Genomic DNA, 17,862 nt, shown 5'->3' on the forward strand with positions numbered 1-17,862 from the left:
GCGATCATCACATCCATCGGTGGATATGCGTCAAGATTTTTCCCGCGTGCGGACGCCGATGACGTCGTCAAGGACCCTGGGGAGCCCGGTACGTCCCCGCAGCGACCGCGGCGAGCTTCGGCAGCAGCCAGGGCGCGATGATCCGCTGGACACCGCCGGGCGTGTAGTGCAGCCCGTCGCTGCGGATCCGCAGGCCGCCGATCCGCCACGTGAACCGGCCGGCCGGGCAGACCACGCGGTTCAGGTCGAGCACGGTGATCTCGCCGGGATGCCGGGCCGCCTCCGCCCACAACAGCGCGTTCCAGGCGTCCACCCGGGCCGGCTGATCTTCCGGGTACAGGCTGCCGTCGGGCTTCTCGGCCCGGTGGGTATAGGCGGCGGTGAGCAGCACGACCGCGGCGCCCCGGGAGCCCGCGATCCGCACGGCCCGGTCGAGCTGCCCGCTGAGGTACCGGTCATAGTCCGGCTCGCCGACGTGCTGATACTCACCGTGATACCTGCGGTCCATCAGCTCCCAGCGGTTGAGCTCGATGACGGCCACGTCGGGATTGTCGGCGTCGACGCCCCTCTGCCAGCGCTGTTGCCACGAGGTGCAGCCGGGATAGTTCGTGTGCGGCGTGCCGAGTTCCCGGATGTCGGGCAGGGTGGCGATGCCGCAGCCCTGGATCGCCCGGTCGCTCGTCCACATCCCGGGGTGCCCGGGCAGGTAGTCGCCGATCACCCACGACACCGAGTCACCGAGGAAGGTCACCCGGGGCGTATTCCCGGCGCCCGCCGGACGCCCGGGACGGTCGATCGGCGCCGGACCGCGTACGGCATGGACCGCGCCCCGCGGCAGGCGGAGAACGGCCGAACTGGGAATCGTGATGATGACCGGCGCCGCCGTGGTGGCCGGCGACCCGGGCCCGGCCGTCGCCGACGCGACCGCGAAGATCATCAGCGTGACGGCACCCACGGTGACCGCGCCCGGCATCCGGCGGGGCAGCCGCCGGCCCAGAACGCCGCGCCGGACCGGCTGCTCGATCAGGTAGAAGCTGATGGTGGCGAGGGCCACGGTGGCGGCCAGCCGCACCGCGAGCAGCGGCCAGCGGGACAATCCGGTGGCGTCGGCGGTCACGAAGGTGAACAGCGGCCAGTGCCACAGGTACACGCCGTACGAGATGCGCCCGAGCCAGACCAGCGGCCCGGTGCCCAGAGCGCGGGCGAGCGGCGAGCCGGGCCGGAGAACGACCTGGGCGAGGACGAGCGCGGTGGCCAGCGCCGCCGCGGTCAGGCCGCCCCGGTAGAGCCAGGACGCCTCGTCGGACGCGGCATGCCACAGCCAGAGCGTGCCGGCAAGACCCGCCGTCCCGGCAACGCTGAGGGCCACCGATGCCACCCGACGCGGTTGCCCTGAGCGCCCGACCTCGGCGCTCAGCAACGCGGCCAGGCCGGCCCCGATCAGCAGCGCCTGGGCCCGGGTGTCGGTGCCGTAGTACGCCCGCGCGATGTCGCCGGGCCGGAACAGACCGGCGCACACGAGCTGGGAGGCGACGGCGCCGGCGCCGCACGCCACGATCAAGGCCGTACGCGCGTGGCGCGCCGCCAAGCCGAGCGTCAACGCCGTCACCAGCAGCGGCCAGATCAGGTAGAACTGCTCCTCGATGCCCAGTGACCAGGTGTGCTGCAGCGGCGACGGGGCGGCGGTGGCCGCGACGTACCCGGTCCCCCGGAAGATCATCCGCCAGTTCGCGACGTACCCGAGCGCGGCGTACGCGTCGGTGCGCAGCAGCCCGAGCGCGCCGCTGTCGAGCAGGAACCGTCCGGCGACCACCGTGGCGAGCAGCATGGCCAGCAACGCGGGCAGCAGCCGCCGGGCCCGGCGGATCCAGAACCGCCGCAGGTCGATCCGGCCCCGCGACCGGTGCTCGGCCAGCAGAAGCGACGTGATCAGAAAGCCGGACAGGACGAAGAAGGTGTCCACGCCGAGAAAGCCCCCGCCGATGCCGGCCAGCCCGGCGTGGAACAGCACCACGGCGGTCACCGCCAGCGCCCGGAGGCCGTCGAGCGCCGGCCGATAGGCAAACGATCCCGGGCGCCGGGCGTCCCCGGCCGGCACCACGACGGAGGGCTGCCCGGCCCGAGCCGGGTCGACGAGAGCGTCCGGCATGGCGTGTCCCCTTCCGGCCGGGGAGGTGCGACTGCCCGTGTCGCATACCGGATCTCGGAGGGTTCAAACCGATCGGCGCGGTTTGGCACATCGCCGGCCGGCGGCGCCCGCCTGCGAGGACGACACCTCAGGAGACCCGCATAGGCCGGTCGTGGCCGGGTATCCGGTCGTCCCGTCCCATCGCCGCGGGGAGCGACCATGGCAACGCCTGCATCCTTCGACAATCCCTATCCGTCGGCCCAGGGTCCCCTGGCCACCGGACTGGCCACCCTGGCCGGGACACCGGAGTACGTATCCACCATCGACCCCCAACTGCGGGAGATCGCCGGGCTCGCCGCGGCACGGGTCGGCGCGGCGGCCTTCGCCTCGATCACCCGGTTGCGCGGCCCGTTCTACATCACGGTCGCCCTGAGCGACGAGATCGCCCGCGCGATCGACGACGCCCAGTACGCCGACGACGCCGGCCCCTGCCTCGAGGCCCTGCAGACCGGAAGGCCGGTCGGCGTGCCCGACATCGCGGCGACGACGATGCGGTGGCCCGGCTTTCACGAGGAAGCCCCGCGCCTGGGTCTGCACGCCTCGGTGTCGGTTCCGCTGCACACCGCGCGCGGCGGGCCGGTGGCGGTCCTCAACCTCTACGGCCGCGATCAGGCCGCGATGGCGCCGCTGATCGCCGGGATCTGCTCCGTGCAGGGATATCCGCTCGAGGAGGCGGCCGGACCCGGCCACCCGGCTCTGACCGACGAGGGCGGCCGCGAACTGGTCGCCGGTTACGCCGAGGCACTCGCCGTCCGGGCCCGGATCACCCGCGCGCTCACCGTCATCATGACCGAGAACCGGTGCACCCCGGATGACGCGTACGTGAGCTTGTGCATTCGCGCCGCCCAGGCGGGCACCGGCCTCGACGAGGCCGCCGCCGCACTCATCCCGCCGAAAGCTACCTGATGCCCCCGGCTGGTGTGCGCCGTCGACTCCGGCGGCCGGCCGGGCCGGCCGGCTCCGGTGGGAGCCGGCCGGGGCTCGCTCAGGACCGGTTGGCCCAGGCGTTCCACTCCTCCGCGGTGTTGATCTCCACCCCTTCCGGGATGACGAACGGCCGTTCGCTCCAGCCGGCCACGGTGAACGGCGTGAAGTCCCGGTCGGTGAGCATCCGGAAGGTGAACTCCGACATCGTCATCTCGTATCGATGCCACGGGTCCACGCCGTCCTTGCGGGCCACGACCGGCCAGCTGTCCGGGTCGGCGCCGGCGTCGGCCAGCCAGTAGTACTCGCCCTCGGTCTGATCGGTGCCCCACTGCAGCAGGCCTGGCTGCCCGGGCCCGCCGTACGGCACGTGGGGCCGGTAGAGGCCGGCGTTGCCGCGCACGACGCGCAGCCAGTAGAGCAGGCTGTCGACGTCGCCGACCGGCTGCAGAACCGAGAGGTAGCCGTTGTACAGCGCACCGCCGAGCGACGAGCACAGCTCGCGATAGTCGGCCGGCAGGGCCGTGCCCAGCTCCCCTTCGATCGGCGCGAGGTCGATATCGCGCGGCCGCGGTGTGGCGCCGGTCGACTCGATGATGCGCTGCGTCCAGGACATGACGACCTCTCTCTCAGGGAACGTTGGCGATCGTGGTGTTGACCAGGGGCACGCCGTCGGAGGTGTAGGCCTCCAGCGTGATGCTGCTCGGTATCGCGTTGTTTCCGCTGTAGCTGGCCCAGGCGGCGTAGTAGACGGTAGCGCCCCCGTCGATGGCACCGGCGATCTTGTCTTCGTACGCCTTCATCTCGGTCCGGTTGACGCGCGAGTACAGCGGTGTCAGGTTCCGTACGTCGGTGCCGCTTCCGCCGAGCTGCCGCCCGAGCAGGTGACCGCGGTCCATCGTCGGGCTCATCCCCAGACGCCAGCCGTTCGGGATGCTGTTCGCGAAGTCGTCCGATCCGGGCGGCCAGCCGGCCCGGCTGCCGACGATCTGGGTGTCGGGAATCCCGGATTTGACCATGTTGCCGTTGTCGTCGGTGTAGTTGAAGCCGGACTTGCTCAGACAGGCCATGGCACCCTGCGCCCGGCCCTGGCTGTCCAGCGGCATGTAGTACGTCCAGTTCGCCGCCCCGGCCCCGCAGTCCTCCCGGGTCTTGGGGTAGATCGTGTCGACCGGCTGGAACTCCTGCTTCTGGTCCTGGGTGATGTAGAGGCCCTTGGTGAGGTCGGGCTTGTCGCCCGGGGTGCTGAAGTTGCCGTTCGGGGCGGTGGAGTCGGCGTGGCCGACGATGCCGAGGAAGACGCCGATCGGCAGCGTGAACGGGTCGTAGTCGAGGGCGCCCTCGGCGACGACCTCGGGGTTCTCGGCCGCCGTGGCGAGGAGGTCCTCGGCGCCCTTGACGATGTCCTTGCCGGCGTCCTCGAGACTGCCGATGAGGCCGCCGACGCTGAAGTGCCCGTCGATCTCGATGTTGCTCAGTGGGTTGCCGCCACCGAAGGCGTACCGGTTGCCGGTGTACGGGTCGACCGACATCGCGGTGTCCGAGAGTGCGCCCTCGTACATGTCGCGGGTCAGGAAGCGGTTGCTGGAGGGGTCGTAGTCGCGGAACCCCGTGTCGTAGTTGCCGGTCGTCGGGTCGATGCGGTCGGCGTTGAACCGGTAGACGTTGTACGGATCGGCACCGCCCGCCGAACCGCCGGCGGTTCCCTTGTCGACGCCCGTGTCCTGGCTGGTGTCGTCGGAGCCGTACGCCGTGTAGCCGTACGTCGACTTCGTGTTGCCGCTGTTGTCGGTGATCGCCTGCACGTCGGTGTGTGCGTTGTAGCTGTAGAAGGTCGGCGTCTCGGAGCCGTCGGCGCCGTGTACGACCTGGTCGAGCCGTTCACCGGTCGGCGCGTACTGGTAGGTCTTGGTGACCGTGCCGCCGGTGGACTCCGCGACCAGCGCCTTCGAGCTGGCCAGGTAGTCGAAGGTGGTGGTCTTCGTACCGGTGGTCTGCGAGACGGTCCGGTCGAACGGGTCGTAGGTGTAACTGGTCGTGCTGCCGCTCTTGGTCTCGGTTGCGACGTGGTCGAAGCCGTCGTAGGTGTACCGCTGCTGCACGGTTCCGCCCGAGGTGACGGTGTCGGTGCGGCCGAACGGGTCGTAGTTGTAGCCGGCGACCGCCCCGCCGGCGGACGCCGTCAGCAGCCGGTTGCGGTCGTAGGTGTTGGTCGTCGTCGTGCCGGCCACGGTCTGGCTGGTGACGTTGCCGGCCAGGTCGTACGTGTAGCTCTGGTTGTTCTTGCCGTCCGAGTTGGTGACCGTGGCGATCTGGTCGGCCGGTGTGTACGTGTGCGTCGCCGTACGGTCGAGCGTCGTCGCGTGATCGTCCGCGCTCTGGGTGGCCGAGACGTCGCTCGTCTCGTTGCCGTTGGGGTCGTAGGCGTACGTGTGCTGGGCGACCAGGGTGCCGCCGCTGGTCTTCTCGACCGTGCCGGCCAGCGAGTTGTCCAGGTTGTACGTGGTGGTCACCACGTTGCCGTTGCCCTTGGTCTCGGTCGCGATCTTCCCGGCCGGCGTGTAGGTGTACCTGGTGGTACGAGGCGACGGGTCGGCGGCCGATTCCTTGTTGACGACCTGGCTGAGGGCGTTGCGGGCGTCGAAGGTGTAGGTCGAGGCCGTCCCGTCGTGGGTCTCGCCGGAGGTGTTGCCGGCCGCGTCGTAGGTGAAGCCGGTGGTGTGCTTCACCGCGCCGGCCAGCTTCTCCTGCATCTGGGTGAGCCGGTCGAGTCCGTCGTAGGCCAGCGCGTAGTCGTCGTACCGGGCGTTGGGCGAGGTGTCGCGCAGGTCGGTCATGGTGCCGTCGAGGTCGTAGCTGTACGCGAACTGCTCCGGCGTGGGCTGGGTGTCGGCCGAGTTGTCCCGCACGATCTTGACGGCGTCGGCGGTGACCACCCCGGTCGCGTTCTGTGCGAGCGAGATCGTCTGCCCGGTCCCGTTCTGGGTGAGGGCGAAGCTGCCGAGCGGGACCCAGGTTCCGGCGTTCCTGCTCTGATCGACGGTCACCGGCGTGGTGGTTCCGCCGTGGCCGACGGTGTACTGCGCCGCGGTGGCGGCACCGGCGACGGCCGGGTATTGGACGTAGACCTGGTAGGTGCCGTCCTGGGGGACGGTCAGGTTCCAGGTGAACGCGTCGGTGCCGGAGCCCGCGGCGTGCGACCGGTAGTCGTACCCCTGGAAGCCGGTTGCCGCGGCCCCGGAGGTCCAGGTGCCGGTGGCGGCGGTGTTCTGCGTGTCGGAGTCGTCGACCATCTCGACCTGCAGGCCGGCCGGCACGCCTTTGTCGCTGCGGCCCTTGAGTTTGCCGTCCGGGTAGTAGTCCCAGCCCTGGATCCGCGACGACGAGCCGCCGGCCGAGGTGATGGTGCGCGACGTCTGCTTGCCCAGCGCGTTGTAGTCGTAGGCCGTGGTGATGCCGAACGGGTCGGTCGACGACCTGGTCCACCCGTTGTCCCAGTAGCTGTAGGTGGTGACCGGGTGCACCGTGGATCCGCTGGACGGCGGCGCGGTGACCTTGGCGATCCGGCCGGCCGCGTCGTACGTGTAGTCGGTCTCCGGGGCGGTCTTGTAGGTGGTGTCGTTCGGGTCGTACGCCCCGAAGGTCGCGCTCTTGCGGTTGTCCGCGTCGTACGTCGTACGGGTGGTGAACGCCCCCGAGGCGCCGGAGGCGACTCCCCGCGGCGAGATCACCGCGGTCTTGTTGCCGACCTGGTCGTAGGTGTACTGGGTGACGTTGGACGTCGTTCCGGCGTGCGGCACCTTCTGCTCGACGACGTGACCGTCCTGGTCGTAGCCGAACAGGGTGGTGTTGCCGTTCTGGTCGGTCGCCGAGGTCTTGAGCCCGTCGATGTCGTAGGCGGTGGACGTGGTGTACCCGGCCGGGTCGGTCACGGTGACCGGCCGGTGGTCCAGGTCGTAGGCCGTCCTGGTGACGTGCCCGAGCGGGTCGGTGACGCTGGTGGCGTTACCCAGGTCGTCGTAGTCGGTGGTGGTCTTGTTGCCGGCCGCGTCGGTCACCGAGACGGCGTCGCCGACCGCGTCGTAGGCCGTGGTCGTGGTGTACGCGCCGGCGACCGCCCCGGCGGCGTTGCCGTTCGGGGAGGTGACGGTCAGCTGCTGGCCCACCGCGTCGTACGTGTAGGTCAGCGTGCGGGCCGCCGAGGTCGCGGTGTCCGGCGGCAGGGTCGAGGCGGTCGCCCGGTCGTCGGCGTCATAGGTCGCGGTCGACGCCGCCCCGTCGGGCGCCGTGCGCTGGGTCATGTTGTCGTTCGCGTCGTACACCGGCGCGGGCGTGCTCACGTAGACGTTGCCCGCCTGGTCCTTGGGCACCTTCGTGTCCAGTGGGCGCAGGAAGACGTCGTAGTTCGTCGTGCTGGTGTGACCGAGCGGGTCGGTCACCGACTTCACCTCGCCGCGCGGCCCGTACGCCGTGGTGCTGCTGTTGCCGAGCGCGTCCTTCGTGACCGTCGGGTAGCCGGTCGCGTCGTAGCCCGAGTACGTGGTGCCGTGCCCGTTCGCGTCGGTGATCGTGAGCAGCTGACCGGTGGTGTCGTAGGCGTACTTCGTGGTGTAGCCCGCCCCGGCCTTCGTCCCGTTCGGGTCCTGGACGGTGAGCAGGTTGCCGTGGGTGTCGTAGGTGAAGTGCCAGTGCCGCCCGCTCGGGCTGGTCTTGTCGGTGAGGTCGGCGACGTGTCCGCCGAGCGAGGTCTGGTAGGCGTACGTCTGGGCGGCCGTCCCGTCGTGGTCGGCGACGGCGTCCTTCTTGCTCAGCGGATAGCCGGTCAGCTGGTCGTAGCCGAACGTCGTCCGGGCGCCGTTGTTCTCGGTGATCGAGCTGACGTTGTTGTCGCCGTCCCAGCTCAGCGAGGTCTTCTGGCCGAGGGCGTTGACCGCCTGCAGCAGCCGGCCGGCGGTGTCGATCTGGTAGGTCGTGACGTGCCCGCCGGCGTCGGTCACCGCGGTCTGGATCGCCGACCCGGTCACCGTCCCCGGCTCGGTGTAGGCCAGGCTCGCGGTGGCGTGGCCCATCCGGTCGGTCACCGTACGGGTCCACCAGTGCACCTTGGGGTCGGTCACCGGGTCGTAGTAGGAGAGCTTGGTGGCGTTGCCGCGGGGGTCGGTGACCTGCACCAGCTTGACGTTCTTCATGCCCTGGGTGGCGTCGTACGCGAAGCCGAAGGTCTTGGCCGCCGCGTTCCCGGCGCCGTCGACCATCCGGCCGAGCAGGCCCTGCACGGTGTAGAAGAAGTCGATCTCATGGCCGGAGACGTCCACGATGGACTTCACGTGGTCGATGATGTCCGGGTCGGTGAGCTTGGTGTCGGTCGCCAGGTTGCCGGTGCCGTCGACGTACTGGTAGCTGTCGCCCTTGGCGTAGTAGTCGACGGTCAGCGTCTTCCGGCCGCTCGCGTCGGTGATGTACGCCAGGAACTCGGTCGGCTTGTTCTGCGACTTGCGCACCGTGTAGGTGAAGTCGGATTCGTTGCCGTTGCGGTCGACGACCGAGGTGGGATAGCCGTCGCAGTCGTAGAAGAACTGGGTCCGGTCGGGCCGGGTCATCTCCCAGGCCCGGGCGTTGGTGACCTGGGGACCGCAGTCGGCCAGCTGCTGCAGGTAGAGGTGGACGCCGGGCGGCGCGGTCCAGGTGCTCGCGGTCGCGTTCCAGGCGAACACGTGGCTGGTTCCGTCGCCGTCGGTGAAGGTGACCTCGGTCGGGTGCGGGTTGGGGTGGAAGTCGAGCGGCGTGCCCAGCCGGGTCGGCGTGGACAGCTGCACCGACCAGCCGAAGCCGGTGGTCGAGTCGGTGGTGTCCAGCGAGTTGTAGGACATCCGGGCGAACGTGGCGAAGCCGCGCGACGGGTTCGAGAAGGCGTTGTAGTTCCAGACCGTGTTGCCGGACGACGCGTTGCTGTAGAGCGCCGAGCCGGCCCCGGTCGCGGTCGTCGCGTACTGGTAGAAGCTTTCCAGGCCGAGCTGGTCCGAGCCGTTGCGTTCGACATCGGTCGCCTGCGGAAGCGAGCCGACGCCGCCGGTTCCGGCGGCCGAGAGGTACGCCCCGGTCGAGGTGTTCTTCATGTCCCAGGACAGCGTGTAGCCGTCCTTGTTGTTGGTGTCGGTCGGCGCGGGCGGAGTGACCTGGGCGTTGACCGTGGCCGCCGCGCCCGGAGCCATGTCGGCCGGCAACGCGGTGGTGAGCTGGTCGCCGGCGTCGGTGGCGTCCGTGCCGTCCGGCTTCGTCCAGTGGTAGGTCAGCTTCTCGGTGCTCGCGGACCACGAGGTGGTCGTGGTGTTGTTGATCGTGACCGGCACGGTGTACGTCGTCCCGGGCACCATCTTGTCGGGCGTTGTCGGCGCGTAGTAGGTGTTCTCGCTCGTACGGTCCAGATAGGTCACGACGAGCGTGGGCGACAGCAGCGGCTCGGCGGTGTCGGTGCCGGCGAAGATCGTGCGTTCCTGCGGGCCGGTCGTCGCCTCGTTCGCCAGTTTCAGCTCCAGGCCGTGGTTGCTGGCCGGGGTGGTGACCCAGCCCTGCACGATTCCGGTCGCGTCCAGGTTCTGCCGGTTCGGGTCGTTGGTGAGCCCGCTGACCGTGCCGGCCGCGGCGGCCGTGTAGTCGCCGCCGGCGGCCGTCCAGGCGGTGCCGGTGGCGGCGCTGTTCCAGGTCGCCTGCGCGGCGTTGAAACTGCGGGTCAGCGCGTGCAGTTCGTAGACGGCGCCGGTGCTCGTCGTGGTCGTCTGCTCCTGCCAGAGCTTGAGGTGCGCCTCTTTGACCAGGGCATTGGTGCCGATGGTGGCGGGCAGCGCGCCGAAGTCGACGACCGCGCGAGCCTTGCCGAGCGACGACGAGTTGTCGCCGACCTCGATCCAGGGTTGGGCGACGCCGCTGTCGGTCAGCGTCGGGAACGCCGTCGCGGGCTGGGCCGAGCCGAGCGTGGTGGCGGCGCCCTTGCGCAGCAGGACGGTGGTCAGGCCGGCCTTGGGCAGCCGGACCAGCTGGCTCGGCCCGGGGATCAGGGCGCCACCGACGGTTTTCACGGCGACCATGTAGTAGTAGGCGTTGCCGTCCGGCGTCGGCGAACTGGTCGGTGTCGGCTCGGCGGTGCTGTCGACGAACGCCCGGGTGGCCGCGTTCACCGGGGCCACCTCGGTCGACGCGGACGGCGTCCAACTCTGGAAAACGCTGCGGTGCACCTGGTATTCGGCCAGGTCGTTCGCGGGATTGCCGGTGGTGTTGGTGTACGCGGGCCAGGACAGCTCGGCGCCGGTGGAGTGGACCACCGTGGGCGCGTCGACCGCGACACCGGGCACGCCGTAGGTGATCAGCAGCTGGGGATAGTTCGCGGTCTCCCCGCTGTACGCGTACAGGCTGCCCTCGTAGCGCGGGCCACCCTGCCCGAGCGTGGACTCGTTCTGCGCCTTGATGACGAAGCCGTTGTTCGTGGTCGTCCCGTTGAGCCAGGACTGCACCGCCGAGGTGACCGGGAAGGTGTTCCACACCCCGACGACGCCGGCCTGCTTGCTGGTCGAACCGGCCAGGGCCCCGGTGATGCCGTTGGCCGAGTTCCACGTCGCGGTGGTCGGGTCCCAGGCGGTGGTCGCCTGGTGCGCTTCCAGAGGCACCGTGGTCGAGCCGGTCGTGTGGGTCTGGTCGTAGTAGAGCCGCAGGCTCGCCGACGTCACGGTGGTGCCGGCCGGCACCGACGGCATCGGGAAACGGATCAGTGCGCGCGATACCCCGCTCGTGGTGGTGCCGACCGACAGCCGCCAGCTGGTGTCGTAGTTGGTGGTCGCGCCGTCCGAGCTGATCATCACGTTGGCGGCCTGCGTCGGCACCGGCGCCACCAGCACGGTCGGGTCCACGGTCACCGGGAAGACCCGGTCCGGCGAGCGGAGCCACCCGGCGTCCGGGCGTACGGTCAGCCGCAGCACCCCGGACTTCGCGTCCCAGGTCATCGCCTGTCCGACCTTGGCCGAGAAGCGGTAGCCGTAGGGTGAGCCGGCGTCCGGGTGCGCGTCGGTCATGAACGGGGCCGGGATGACGTACGCCGGCCGCCCGGATTCGCCGCCGTACAGGGCGACCGAGCCGTCCGGCCGCTGCTTCGGCGTCAGGCCGCGCAGGGTGAGGGAGAACGCGTACGCGGGCTCGGCCGTCGGTGCGGCCGGCAGCACGATGCGTTCCTTGAGCCCGCCGTCGCCGACCTGGTAGCCGAGGTCGGCCCCACCGAGCGCGCCGGCATAGGTGACCGTGTCGCCGGCGACCTTCGGGGTTCCGGTTCGCGCCTGGTCCGCGCCCACCTGGATCGAGGTCGAGCCCTGCTCGATCCGGACCAGCGCGCCGGCCGAGCCGGAGAAGTAGCTGCGGAACGCGTTGTGCTCGGCGCCCAGCGAGAAGCCGTCGTGGGACACCGGCGTGACCGCGGTGGAGATGTCCTGCCAGGCGCCCTTCGCGTCCCGGTAGTGCACCGGGCGGGTCGAAACCGCCTCCTGCACCCGGCCGTCGGAGAGTTTGTAGAACGACTCGTCGGCGGTACGCATCCGGGTCAGCTCACCGATCCGGTGGGCCTTGGGGTCGACGGGCGGCGTCGCCGCGGCGTGACCTTTCGGGGGCGTCCACCGGAACTTCGTCGCCTTGGCCGCCGGGGCGGATCGCCGCTTGGTGGCCGGGCCGCTCACGAAGGAGCGCAGCGACATCGCCCAGTCAGCGTGGGCCGGTAGACGCACGTCCCCCGTGCCCGGTCCGGCGAATCCCGCTTGTCCGGATGCGGCGATCACCAGAACGGCCGCGGTCGTGGTTACGGCCAGGCGTTTGGGCCAGCGCACAGACACCAACTCCTTCGGGCATCGGCGCGGCGGTGTCCGCGACCGGCCACCACAGACCGCAGCCGCGCCCGAAAACGTCACACCCGGCGGACCATCGAGGCCCATAGATGACATAGGTCACACTCGGCCCCACCGTCCTGTCCACTTTGGTCCGGGTTCGGCCCGTCGCTCGGCGGTAGTCACTGCGCAACGCACGGCGACACAGGGCTTGAACAAAGACCGTCCGGCGGCTGAGCATGTGCCCGGACCACGTCTCCACAGGCGTCCACAACCGAGGGAACAGCTATGGCCGAACCGACGGGGAGTCGGACATACATCGCGGGGCCGCCCACCGGCGTCCCCGCCGACCGGCATCGACATGCCTGACCTGCGACGCCTTACCGAACGATGGACGGGACGCCGCACCCGGGAACAGTCCGAACCGGACCCCCTCGACGACGCGGTGGATGCCGCGCGAGACGGCGACGAGACGGCGTTCGCCCAGCTCTATCGAACGATCCAGCCGGGCCTGCTCAACTACGTCCGGGCCATCGTCGGCGAGACGGACGCCGAGGACGTGACCTCCGAAGCGTGGGGAAACATCGCCCGCGACCTCCGGTCGTTTCGTGGCGGCGGCCGCGCGTTCCGGGCGTGGGCCGCCGTCGTGACCCGCCACCGGGCGATCGACCACCTGCGCGGCCGGCGGCCGTCGATGACACTGCCCGCCGAGGCGTGGCCGGCCGTGACCGCCGGCGACGACGTGGAGGGCGAGGTTCTCGACAACATCGACACCGCAACCGCGCTCGCCATGATCGCCGCCCTTCCACCGGACCAGGCGCAAGCGATCCTGCTGCGCGTGGTCGTCGGTCTGGACGCGGCCACAGCGGGCCGAATCCTCGGCAAGAGACCGGGCGCCGTCCGGACCGCCGCCCACCGCGGCCTGCGCAACCTGGCCGGTAGCCTGGACGCGGCCGAGACGGACCGGTCCCCGGCGACACCACGACGGAGAGGGCCATGAACGGACCCGGAGAACCCGAGCAGGCCCGGCCCTCCCCCGGTCCGGCCGACGAGCTGCTCGCCGAGGCCGGAGTGGACGACCCACGAGTCGCCGCCCTGCTGGCCCGGGCGGCGGCCCCGGACTCCGCCCGGGCCCACCACGGCGAACAGGCCGCACTCGCCGCCTTCCGGCAGGCGCGGGACACCCGGGTACGCCGCACCCGGGCCCGCGCCTCCCTGATCGCGGCGGCTCTGGCGGTGACGCTGATCGGCCTGCTGTCGTTCGCCGCCCTCGGCGACCGGCACCCTCAGGACCCCTCCCCGGACGGCGACTCCGGCCCGATCAGCACCGCGACCGCGCCCGCCGGCCGCCCGGCCGGATCGGCTCCGGTTTTCGACGGCGCTTGCCCCTGCCCGCCGTCCGGCCCGTCCGGCTCGTCGCCCCGGCTCTCGCCCACCGCGACGCCATCGCTGAGCGAATCGCCGGCCCCGCCCGCGAACGGCAACAGCGCGAAGACGCACGGCAAGTCGGCCGTCAAGAGCCATCCCGCCAAAGCCCACAGCACGCCGCCGGGCAAAGCCTCGTCGCACTCGCCCGGCAACAGCCGGAAGCACTGACACTCCAGCGGCCGCCCCGCGCGCCGAAGCGGGCTGGGCGGCGACGACGACGGCGACGGTCGGCTCGGCCGGGCCGGGGTGCCGGATCGGCGTTCAGGCGGTACGGCGGGAACGGCCACGGGCCAGGCCGCCGAGCAGCACGGCGAGCAGCCCGACGAGCACGGCCACGTAACCGCCGACGATGCCGTTGCCGGTGCCGGGCCCACCGTCGGCGGTCGCCACCACCAGGGCGCCGACGACCGTGCCGGCGATGCCCGCCACCAGCGCGACAGAAGACCTCCGCTTCCTGCTGGGCCCGGTGGAGCGGGCCAACGCGAGCCCGCCGATGACCGCACCGGCCACCGCTACGACGACTGCCGCGGTGGCCACGATCCGATCGGTGGTCAGGGTGTGCGCGCCGACTGGGTACGCGGCGAACAAGAGACGGACATGCATGGCGTACTCCTTGTTCCGCAGGGCTGAATGTCACTGATCCTGTCGGTCGGATCCACCGCCTGGCATCGTGCCGGGGACGGCATTTCCCGCTGCCACACCCAGGGAGCCCGGCTGCTGCGATCGCGGTAGAAGCCGGCGATCTACCACGTACGCGGTATCCGGTTGCCCTTCCCCGGCACGACTCGCCCGGGGCGGTGGTCCGGCTAGGGTGCCGACATGGGCCGTGCACGGATCGGTGTCCTGGACTGGATGATCGCCGTCGGCGTAGCCGCCGTCCTCCTGATCGCGGGGCTGTCCGAACACCGCCCCGCGACCGGCTTCGACCTGCTCGGCGCCGTGCTGCTGACGGCCGGCGGCCTGGCACTGGTGGCACGCCGGCGCGCCCCGGTTGCCGTCCTGGTCGCGACCGGCCTGTGCACAGTGGGCTACCAGGCGGCCGGCTTCGACGTTTTCGCGGTCGCCTACCTGGTCGCGGTGTACGCGGCAGTGCGCGCGGGACACCGAACCGTCACGGTCCTGGCGAGCGTGATCATGCTGGCCGCGCTGCCGGTCGCGGCGATGACCTCGGGTCTGCACGACACGAGTGAGGCGTTCGCGCAGGCCCGGGGCGTGCTCGAGATCGCCTGGCTGATCGCCGCCGGCGCGGCGGGCGAGGCGCTGCGCCAGGCCGAATGGCGCGCGGACGAGGCCGAGCGCACCCGCGAGGAGAGCGCGCTGCGCCGCGCCGACGAGGAACGGTTGCACATCGCGCGGGAGCTGCACGACTCGCTCACCCACCAGATCTCGGTCATCAAGGTCCAGGCCGAGGCCGCCGTGCACCTGGCTCAGAAACGGAGCGAACCCGTGCCGGAGGCGCTGCTGGTGATCCGGGACGCCGGTCGTGAGGCCGCCCGCGAGTTACGCGCGACCCTGGAGGCGCTGCGCGACGACGACCGGAACCCACCCCACGGGCTCGACCACGTGCCGGACCTGGTCCAGCGGGCCCGGGCGGCCGGACTGGACGCGTCGTTGACGATCGAGGGACAGCGCACCGTCGTGCCCGCCACGGTGGACCGCACCGCGTACCGGATCGTGCAGGAGTCGCTGACGAACGTCGCCCGGCACGCCGCGGCCGGCGCCGCGTCGGTCCGGATCGTCTACCGTCCCGGCACGCTCCTCATCCAGGTCGACGACGACGGCACGGCCACGCCGGAGTCCACGCCGGCGCCCGGGGTCGGCCTGCTGGGGATGCGGGAACGGGTCACCGCCCTCGGCGGCCGGCTACGGGCTGAGCCGCGGAGTAGAGGCGGCTTCACCGTCCACGCCGAACTTCCCGTCGAGCATCCGTCATGATCCGGGTCCTGCTGGTCGACGACCAGCCCCTCATCCGCAGCGGTTTCCGGGCCCTACTCGACGCCGAAAGCGACATCGAAGTCGTAGCCGAGGCCGGTGACGGCGCCGAGGGCGTGGCGCTGGCCCGGCAGCACCTGCCCGACGTCGTCCTCATCGACGTGCGGATGCCCGTGGTCGACGGCATCGAGGCCACCCGGCGAATCGCGGCCGACCCGGTCCTGAGCGGCGTGCACGTCGTCGTCCTGACCAACTACGGCCTCGACGAATACATCTTCAACGCGCTACGCACCGGCGCGGCCGGCTTCCTCGTCAAAGACATCCTGCCCGAGGACTTCCTGCACGCCATCCGCGTCGCCGCCCGCGGCGACGCGCTGCTGGCACCGTCGATCACCCGCAAGCTGATCGACCGGTACGTCACCCAGCCACCGCACGCCGACCATGCTGCCCTCAGCGGCCTGACCACCCGCGAACGCGAAGCCGTCACCCTCGTCGCCCGGGGCCTGTCCAACCACGAGATCGCGGCCCGGATGGCGATCAGCCCGGTGACCGCGAAGACCCACATCAACCGGGCCATGACCAAGCTGCGCGCCCGCGACCGCGCGCAACTCGTGATCATCGCCTACGAATCCGGCCTGATAACCCCGCGCGACGCTGATTGAGTCTCCGCGCTCGCAAGCTGCTGCTGCTGCTCATCCCAAGCTTTCGCGCTCCCCGTGCGCGAGCTGGATCCTGGTTTTGATCGATGCAGCCACCCTGGGGCGATATGTAGGATGTCATAGATAGTACGGTCGGGCCAGGGAGTCGGCATGCCGCGAAAGTCAGACGCCAGGCGCCAGATGGTGCGGGCGGCCAAGGACCTCATCCGCGAGCGCGGCTATCACGCGACCGCGTTCGCGGATGTCCTGGACCGCAGCGGCGCCCCTCGCGGCTCGGTGTATCACCACTTTCCCGAGGGCAAGAGCCAACTCACGATCGCCGCCGCCGACCTGCACGGCGAGGAGCAGATCGAGTACCTCGACGATGCCGCCGAGAAGGCGCGCGACGCCCAGGAATTTCTCCTGGCCTACGTCCACCTGGCTCGCGACGGCATGGCCGCGAGTGGCTATTCACGCGGCTGCGGTATCGCGCCGCTGGTGATCGAGGCAGGCGACGAACTCGGCGACGACGGCCTCACCAGCCGGCGCAACTTCGCCAAGATGATCGATCGGGTGGCTTTCCACCTCGCCGCCTTCGGCCTGGACAGCGCGGACGCCCGCCTGCTGGCCGAGGCGACCGTCGCGGGGCTGGAAGGCGCCATGATCACCGCGAGAGCCGGCCGCGACACGGCACCTTTCGACGCCGTCGGGACAGTGCTGGCCGCACAGCTCCACGCGGTCGCACCGAATGCCGCCCGCCATAGCGAGTGAACCGCCGAACGGCCGGCAAGGTGGATCCGGAACGAATGCATCGTGGCCGTCGCCCGGAGCGATGGCCACAATGCACGATCGCGTCGCCTCGCGGTGCCTAAAGCCGAGGAGGCGGTCGCCGGCTGCGTGCTACTACTTCGCCGGGAACAATTCGTCGAGCCGGGCCGCGATCTCTTCGGTCCAGGGAAACTCCGTGGCTTCGCGCACGTTCCGCCACTGCGAGTCGCGGCTGATTCCGATGATCGGAGCGGTCATGACCGGGCGGTTGATGACCCAGGCCAGCGCGAGGCAGGCCGATGAAACACCCTGTTCGGCGGCGATCTCGTCGAACTGCTTGACCCGCTTCATCGCCGTGGGGTCGTCGAGGAGTCCCTTCGCCCGCGGCCCGGTGCTGGCCCGGCTGCCCTCGGCCGGCTTCTCTCCCTTGCTGTAGCGGCCGGCCAGAATGCCGTTCGCGAGGGGCGAGTAGGGCGTGTAGGCGAGGCCTTCGGACTCCACGATCGGCAGAACAGCCTCGTCGTCGGAGCGAACCAGCAGGGAGTAGCCGTTCTGGATGAGCTCGGGCCGCGGCAGGCCGAGCCGGTCGGCGGTGTCGAGCGCCGAGGTCAGCGCGGCCTCATCGACGTTCGACAGCCCGTAGGCGCGGATCCGGCCGTCCTGGACCGCGCCGCCGAGTACGGCGAGCGTGCCGGACCAGGGAGTCTTCGGATCGACGGTGTGCGCCAGGTAGAGATCGACCCGGCCCAGCGTCTCGACGCTTCGCCGCAGCTGTCGCTCGACCCGCCCCGGAGACAGGTCGGGCCCGTTGGCCGTGACCCCGGTCTTGGTTTGAATCAGGAGGTCGGAGTCCGGGTGCCCCTTGTTCCACAATCCGATGACCCGCTCGCTGTTACCGCGGGTGTAGAAGTCGGCGGTGTCGAGAATCTTGAACCCTTCCTCCACCGCTCGATCGATGAGGCCGAAGCCTTCGGTATCGGACAGCCCGATCCCCGGGCCGACGGCCGACCCGCTTCCGCCGATGTTGCCCGCGCCGAGCAGGAAACGCCCGAACTGAGCCCGGCGGGCAAGGGTTGTAGATGCGATCCAGGTCACCGCAAGGACCTCTTCTCTGGGAGGGCGGACG

11 protein-coding genes are annotated in these 17,862 nt (G+C 70.7%); 6 read left to right on the forward strand and 5 right to left on the reverse strand.

Going from position 1 to position 17,862, the window contains the following annotated elements; genetic code table 11:
* Positions 1-67: 67 nt before the first annotated feature.
* On the reverse strand, positions 68-2,149 hold the full coding sequence (locus AB0M88_RS09260; protein WP_364097869.1) for an acyltransferase family protein: 2,082 nt from the start codon (positions 2,147-2,149) through the stop codon (positions 68-70).
* A 198-nt stretch (positions 2,150-2,347) separates the two neighbouring features.
* On the opposite strand from AB0M88_RS09260, the gene AB0M88_RS09265 reads away from it, so the two are divergent.
* Positions 2,348-3,094 carry a GAF and ANTAR domain-containing protein gene (locus tag AB0M88_RS09265; protein WP_364097872.1) on the forward strand — a complete coding sequence of 249 codons (747 nt, stop codon included), beginning with the start codon at positions 2,348-2,350 and terminating at the stop codon, positions 3,092-3,094.
* A 79-nt stretch (positions 3,095-3,173) separates the two neighbouring features.
* Here AB0M88_RS09265 and AB0M88_RS09270 read toward each other — a convergent pair whose 3' ends face one another.
* Complete coding sequence (locus AB0M88_RS09270; RefSeq protein WP_364097875.1) at positions 3,174-3,728, reverse strand: hypothetical protein; 555 nt, start codon at positions 3,726-3,728, stop codon at positions 3,174-3,176.
* Between the two features lie 13 nt (positions 3,729-3,741).
* The gene (locus tag AB0M88_RS09275) at positions 3,742-11,973 is read right to left on the reverse strand and encodes a DNRLRE domain-containing protein (RefSeq protein ID WP_364097878.1); all 8,232 of its coding nucleotides are present in this window, start codon (positions 11,971-11,973) and stop codon (positions 3,742-3,744) included.
* Between the two features lie 358 nt (positions 11,974-12,331).
* On the opposite strand from AB0M88_RS09275, the gene AB0M88_RS09280 reads away from it, so the two are divergent.
* Together AB0M88_RS09280 and AB0M88_RS09285 are read left to right on the forward strand one after the other, a co-directional pair.
* A complete protein-coding gene (locus AB0M88_RS09280; RefSeq protein WP_364097881.1) occupies positions 12,332-12,970 on the forward strand; it encodes a sigma-70 family RNA polymerase sigma factor in 639 nt (212 codons plus the stop codon).
* Positions 12,967-13,566, forward strand: a complete 600-nt coding sequence (locus tag AB0M88_RS09285; protein ID WP_364097883.1) for a hypothetical protein — start codon at positions 12,967-12,969, stop codon at positions 13,564-13,566. Before AB0M88_RS09280 ends, AB0M88_RS09285 begins: the two co-directional genes overlap by 4 nt.
* Positions 13,567-13,659: 93 nt before the next feature.
* Here the strand turns inward: AB0M88_RS09285 and AB0M88_RS09290 are convergent, their stop codons facing one another.
* Positions 13,660-14,001 carry a DUF6223 family protein gene (locus AB0M88_RS09290; RefSeq protein ID WP_364097886.1) on the reverse strand — a complete coding sequence of 114 codons (342 nt, stop codon included), beginning with the start codon at positions 13,999-14,001 and terminating at the stop codon, positions 13,660-13,662.
* Positions 14,002-14,217: 216 nt separating this feature from the next.
* On the opposite strand from AB0M88_RS09290, the gene AB0M88_RS09295 reads away from it, so the two are divergent.
* The 3 genes from AB0M88_RS09295 (at position 14,218) to AB0M88_RS09305 (ending at position 16,739) form a co-directional block, all read left to right on the forward strand.
* A complete protein-coding gene (locus tag AB0M88_RS09295; protein WP_364097889.1) occupies positions 14,218-15,333 on the forward strand; it encodes a histidine kinase in 1,116 nt (371 codons plus the stop codon).
* Entirely contained in the window at positions 15,330-15,992 is a 663-nt protein-coding gene (locus tag AB0M88_RS09300) for a response regulator transcription factor (protein WP_364097892.1), read from the forward strand. Before AB0M88_RS09295 ends, AB0M88_RS09300 begins: the two co-directional genes overlap by 4 nt.
* Before the next feature lie 147 nt (positions 15,993-16,139).
* Positions 16,140-16,739, forward strand: coding sequence for a TetR/AcrR family transcriptional regulator (locus tag AB0M88_RS09305; protein ID WP_364097895.1), 600 nt, complete (start codon positions 16,140-16,142; stop codon positions 16,737-16,739).
* 132 nt (positions 16,740-16,871) lie between these two features.
* Here the strand turns inward: AB0M88_RS09305 and AB0M88_RS09310 are convergent, their stop codons facing one another.
* Positions 16,872-17,831, reverse strand: coding sequence for an aldo/keto reductase (locus AB0M88_RS09310; RefSeq protein ID WP_364097898.1), 960 nt, complete (start codon positions 17,829-17,831; stop codon positions 16,872-16,874).
* Positions 17,832-17,862 lie beyond the last annotated feature (31 nt).

The sequence above is a fragment of the Actinoplanes sp. NPDC051411 genome (assembly GCF_040682075.1).
Taxonomy (GTDB): domain Bacteria; phylum Actinomycetota; class Actinomycetes; order Mycobacteriales; family Micromonosporaceae; genus Actinoplanes.

Bases quoted from the DNA above. Each gene is read 5' to 3' on its own strand.
- AB0M88_RS09260 (WP_364097869.1), bottom strand. From the start codon at position 2,149: ATGCCGGACGCTCTCGTCGACCCGGCTCGGGCCGGGCAGCCCTCCGTC.
- AB0M88_RS09265 (WP_364097872.1), top strand. From the start codon at position 2,348: ATGGCAACGCCTGCATCCTTCGACAATCCCTATCCGTCGGCCCAGGGT.
- AB0M88_RS09270 (WP_364097875.1), bottom strand. From the start codon at position 3,728: ATGTCCTGGACGCAGCGCATCATCGAGTCGACCGGCGCCACACCGCGG.
- AB0M88_RS09280 (WP_364097881.1), top strand. From the start codon at position 12,332: ATGCCTGACCTGCGACGCCTTACCGAACGATGGACGGGACGCCGCACC.
- AB0M88_RS09285 (WP_364097883.1), top strand. From the start codon at position 12,967: ATGAACGGACCCGGAGAACCCGAGCAGGCCCGGCCCTCCCCCGGTCCG.
- AB0M88_RS09290 (WP_364097886.1), bottom strand. From the start codon at position 14,001: ATGCATGTCCGTCTCTTGTTCGCCGCGTACCCAGTCGGCGCGCACACC.
- AB0M88_RS09295 (WP_364097889.1), top strand. From the start codon at position 14,218: ATGGGCCGTGCACGGATCGGTGTCCTGGACTGGATGATCGCCGTCGGC.
- AB0M88_RS09300 (WP_364097892.1), top strand. From the start codon at position 15,330: ATGATCCGGGTCCTGCTGGTCGACGACCAGCCCCTCATCCGCAGCGGT.
- AB0M88_RS09305 (WP_364097895.1), top strand. From the start codon at position 16,140: ATGCCGCGAAAGTCAGACGCCAGGCGCCAGATGGTGCGGGCGGCCAAG.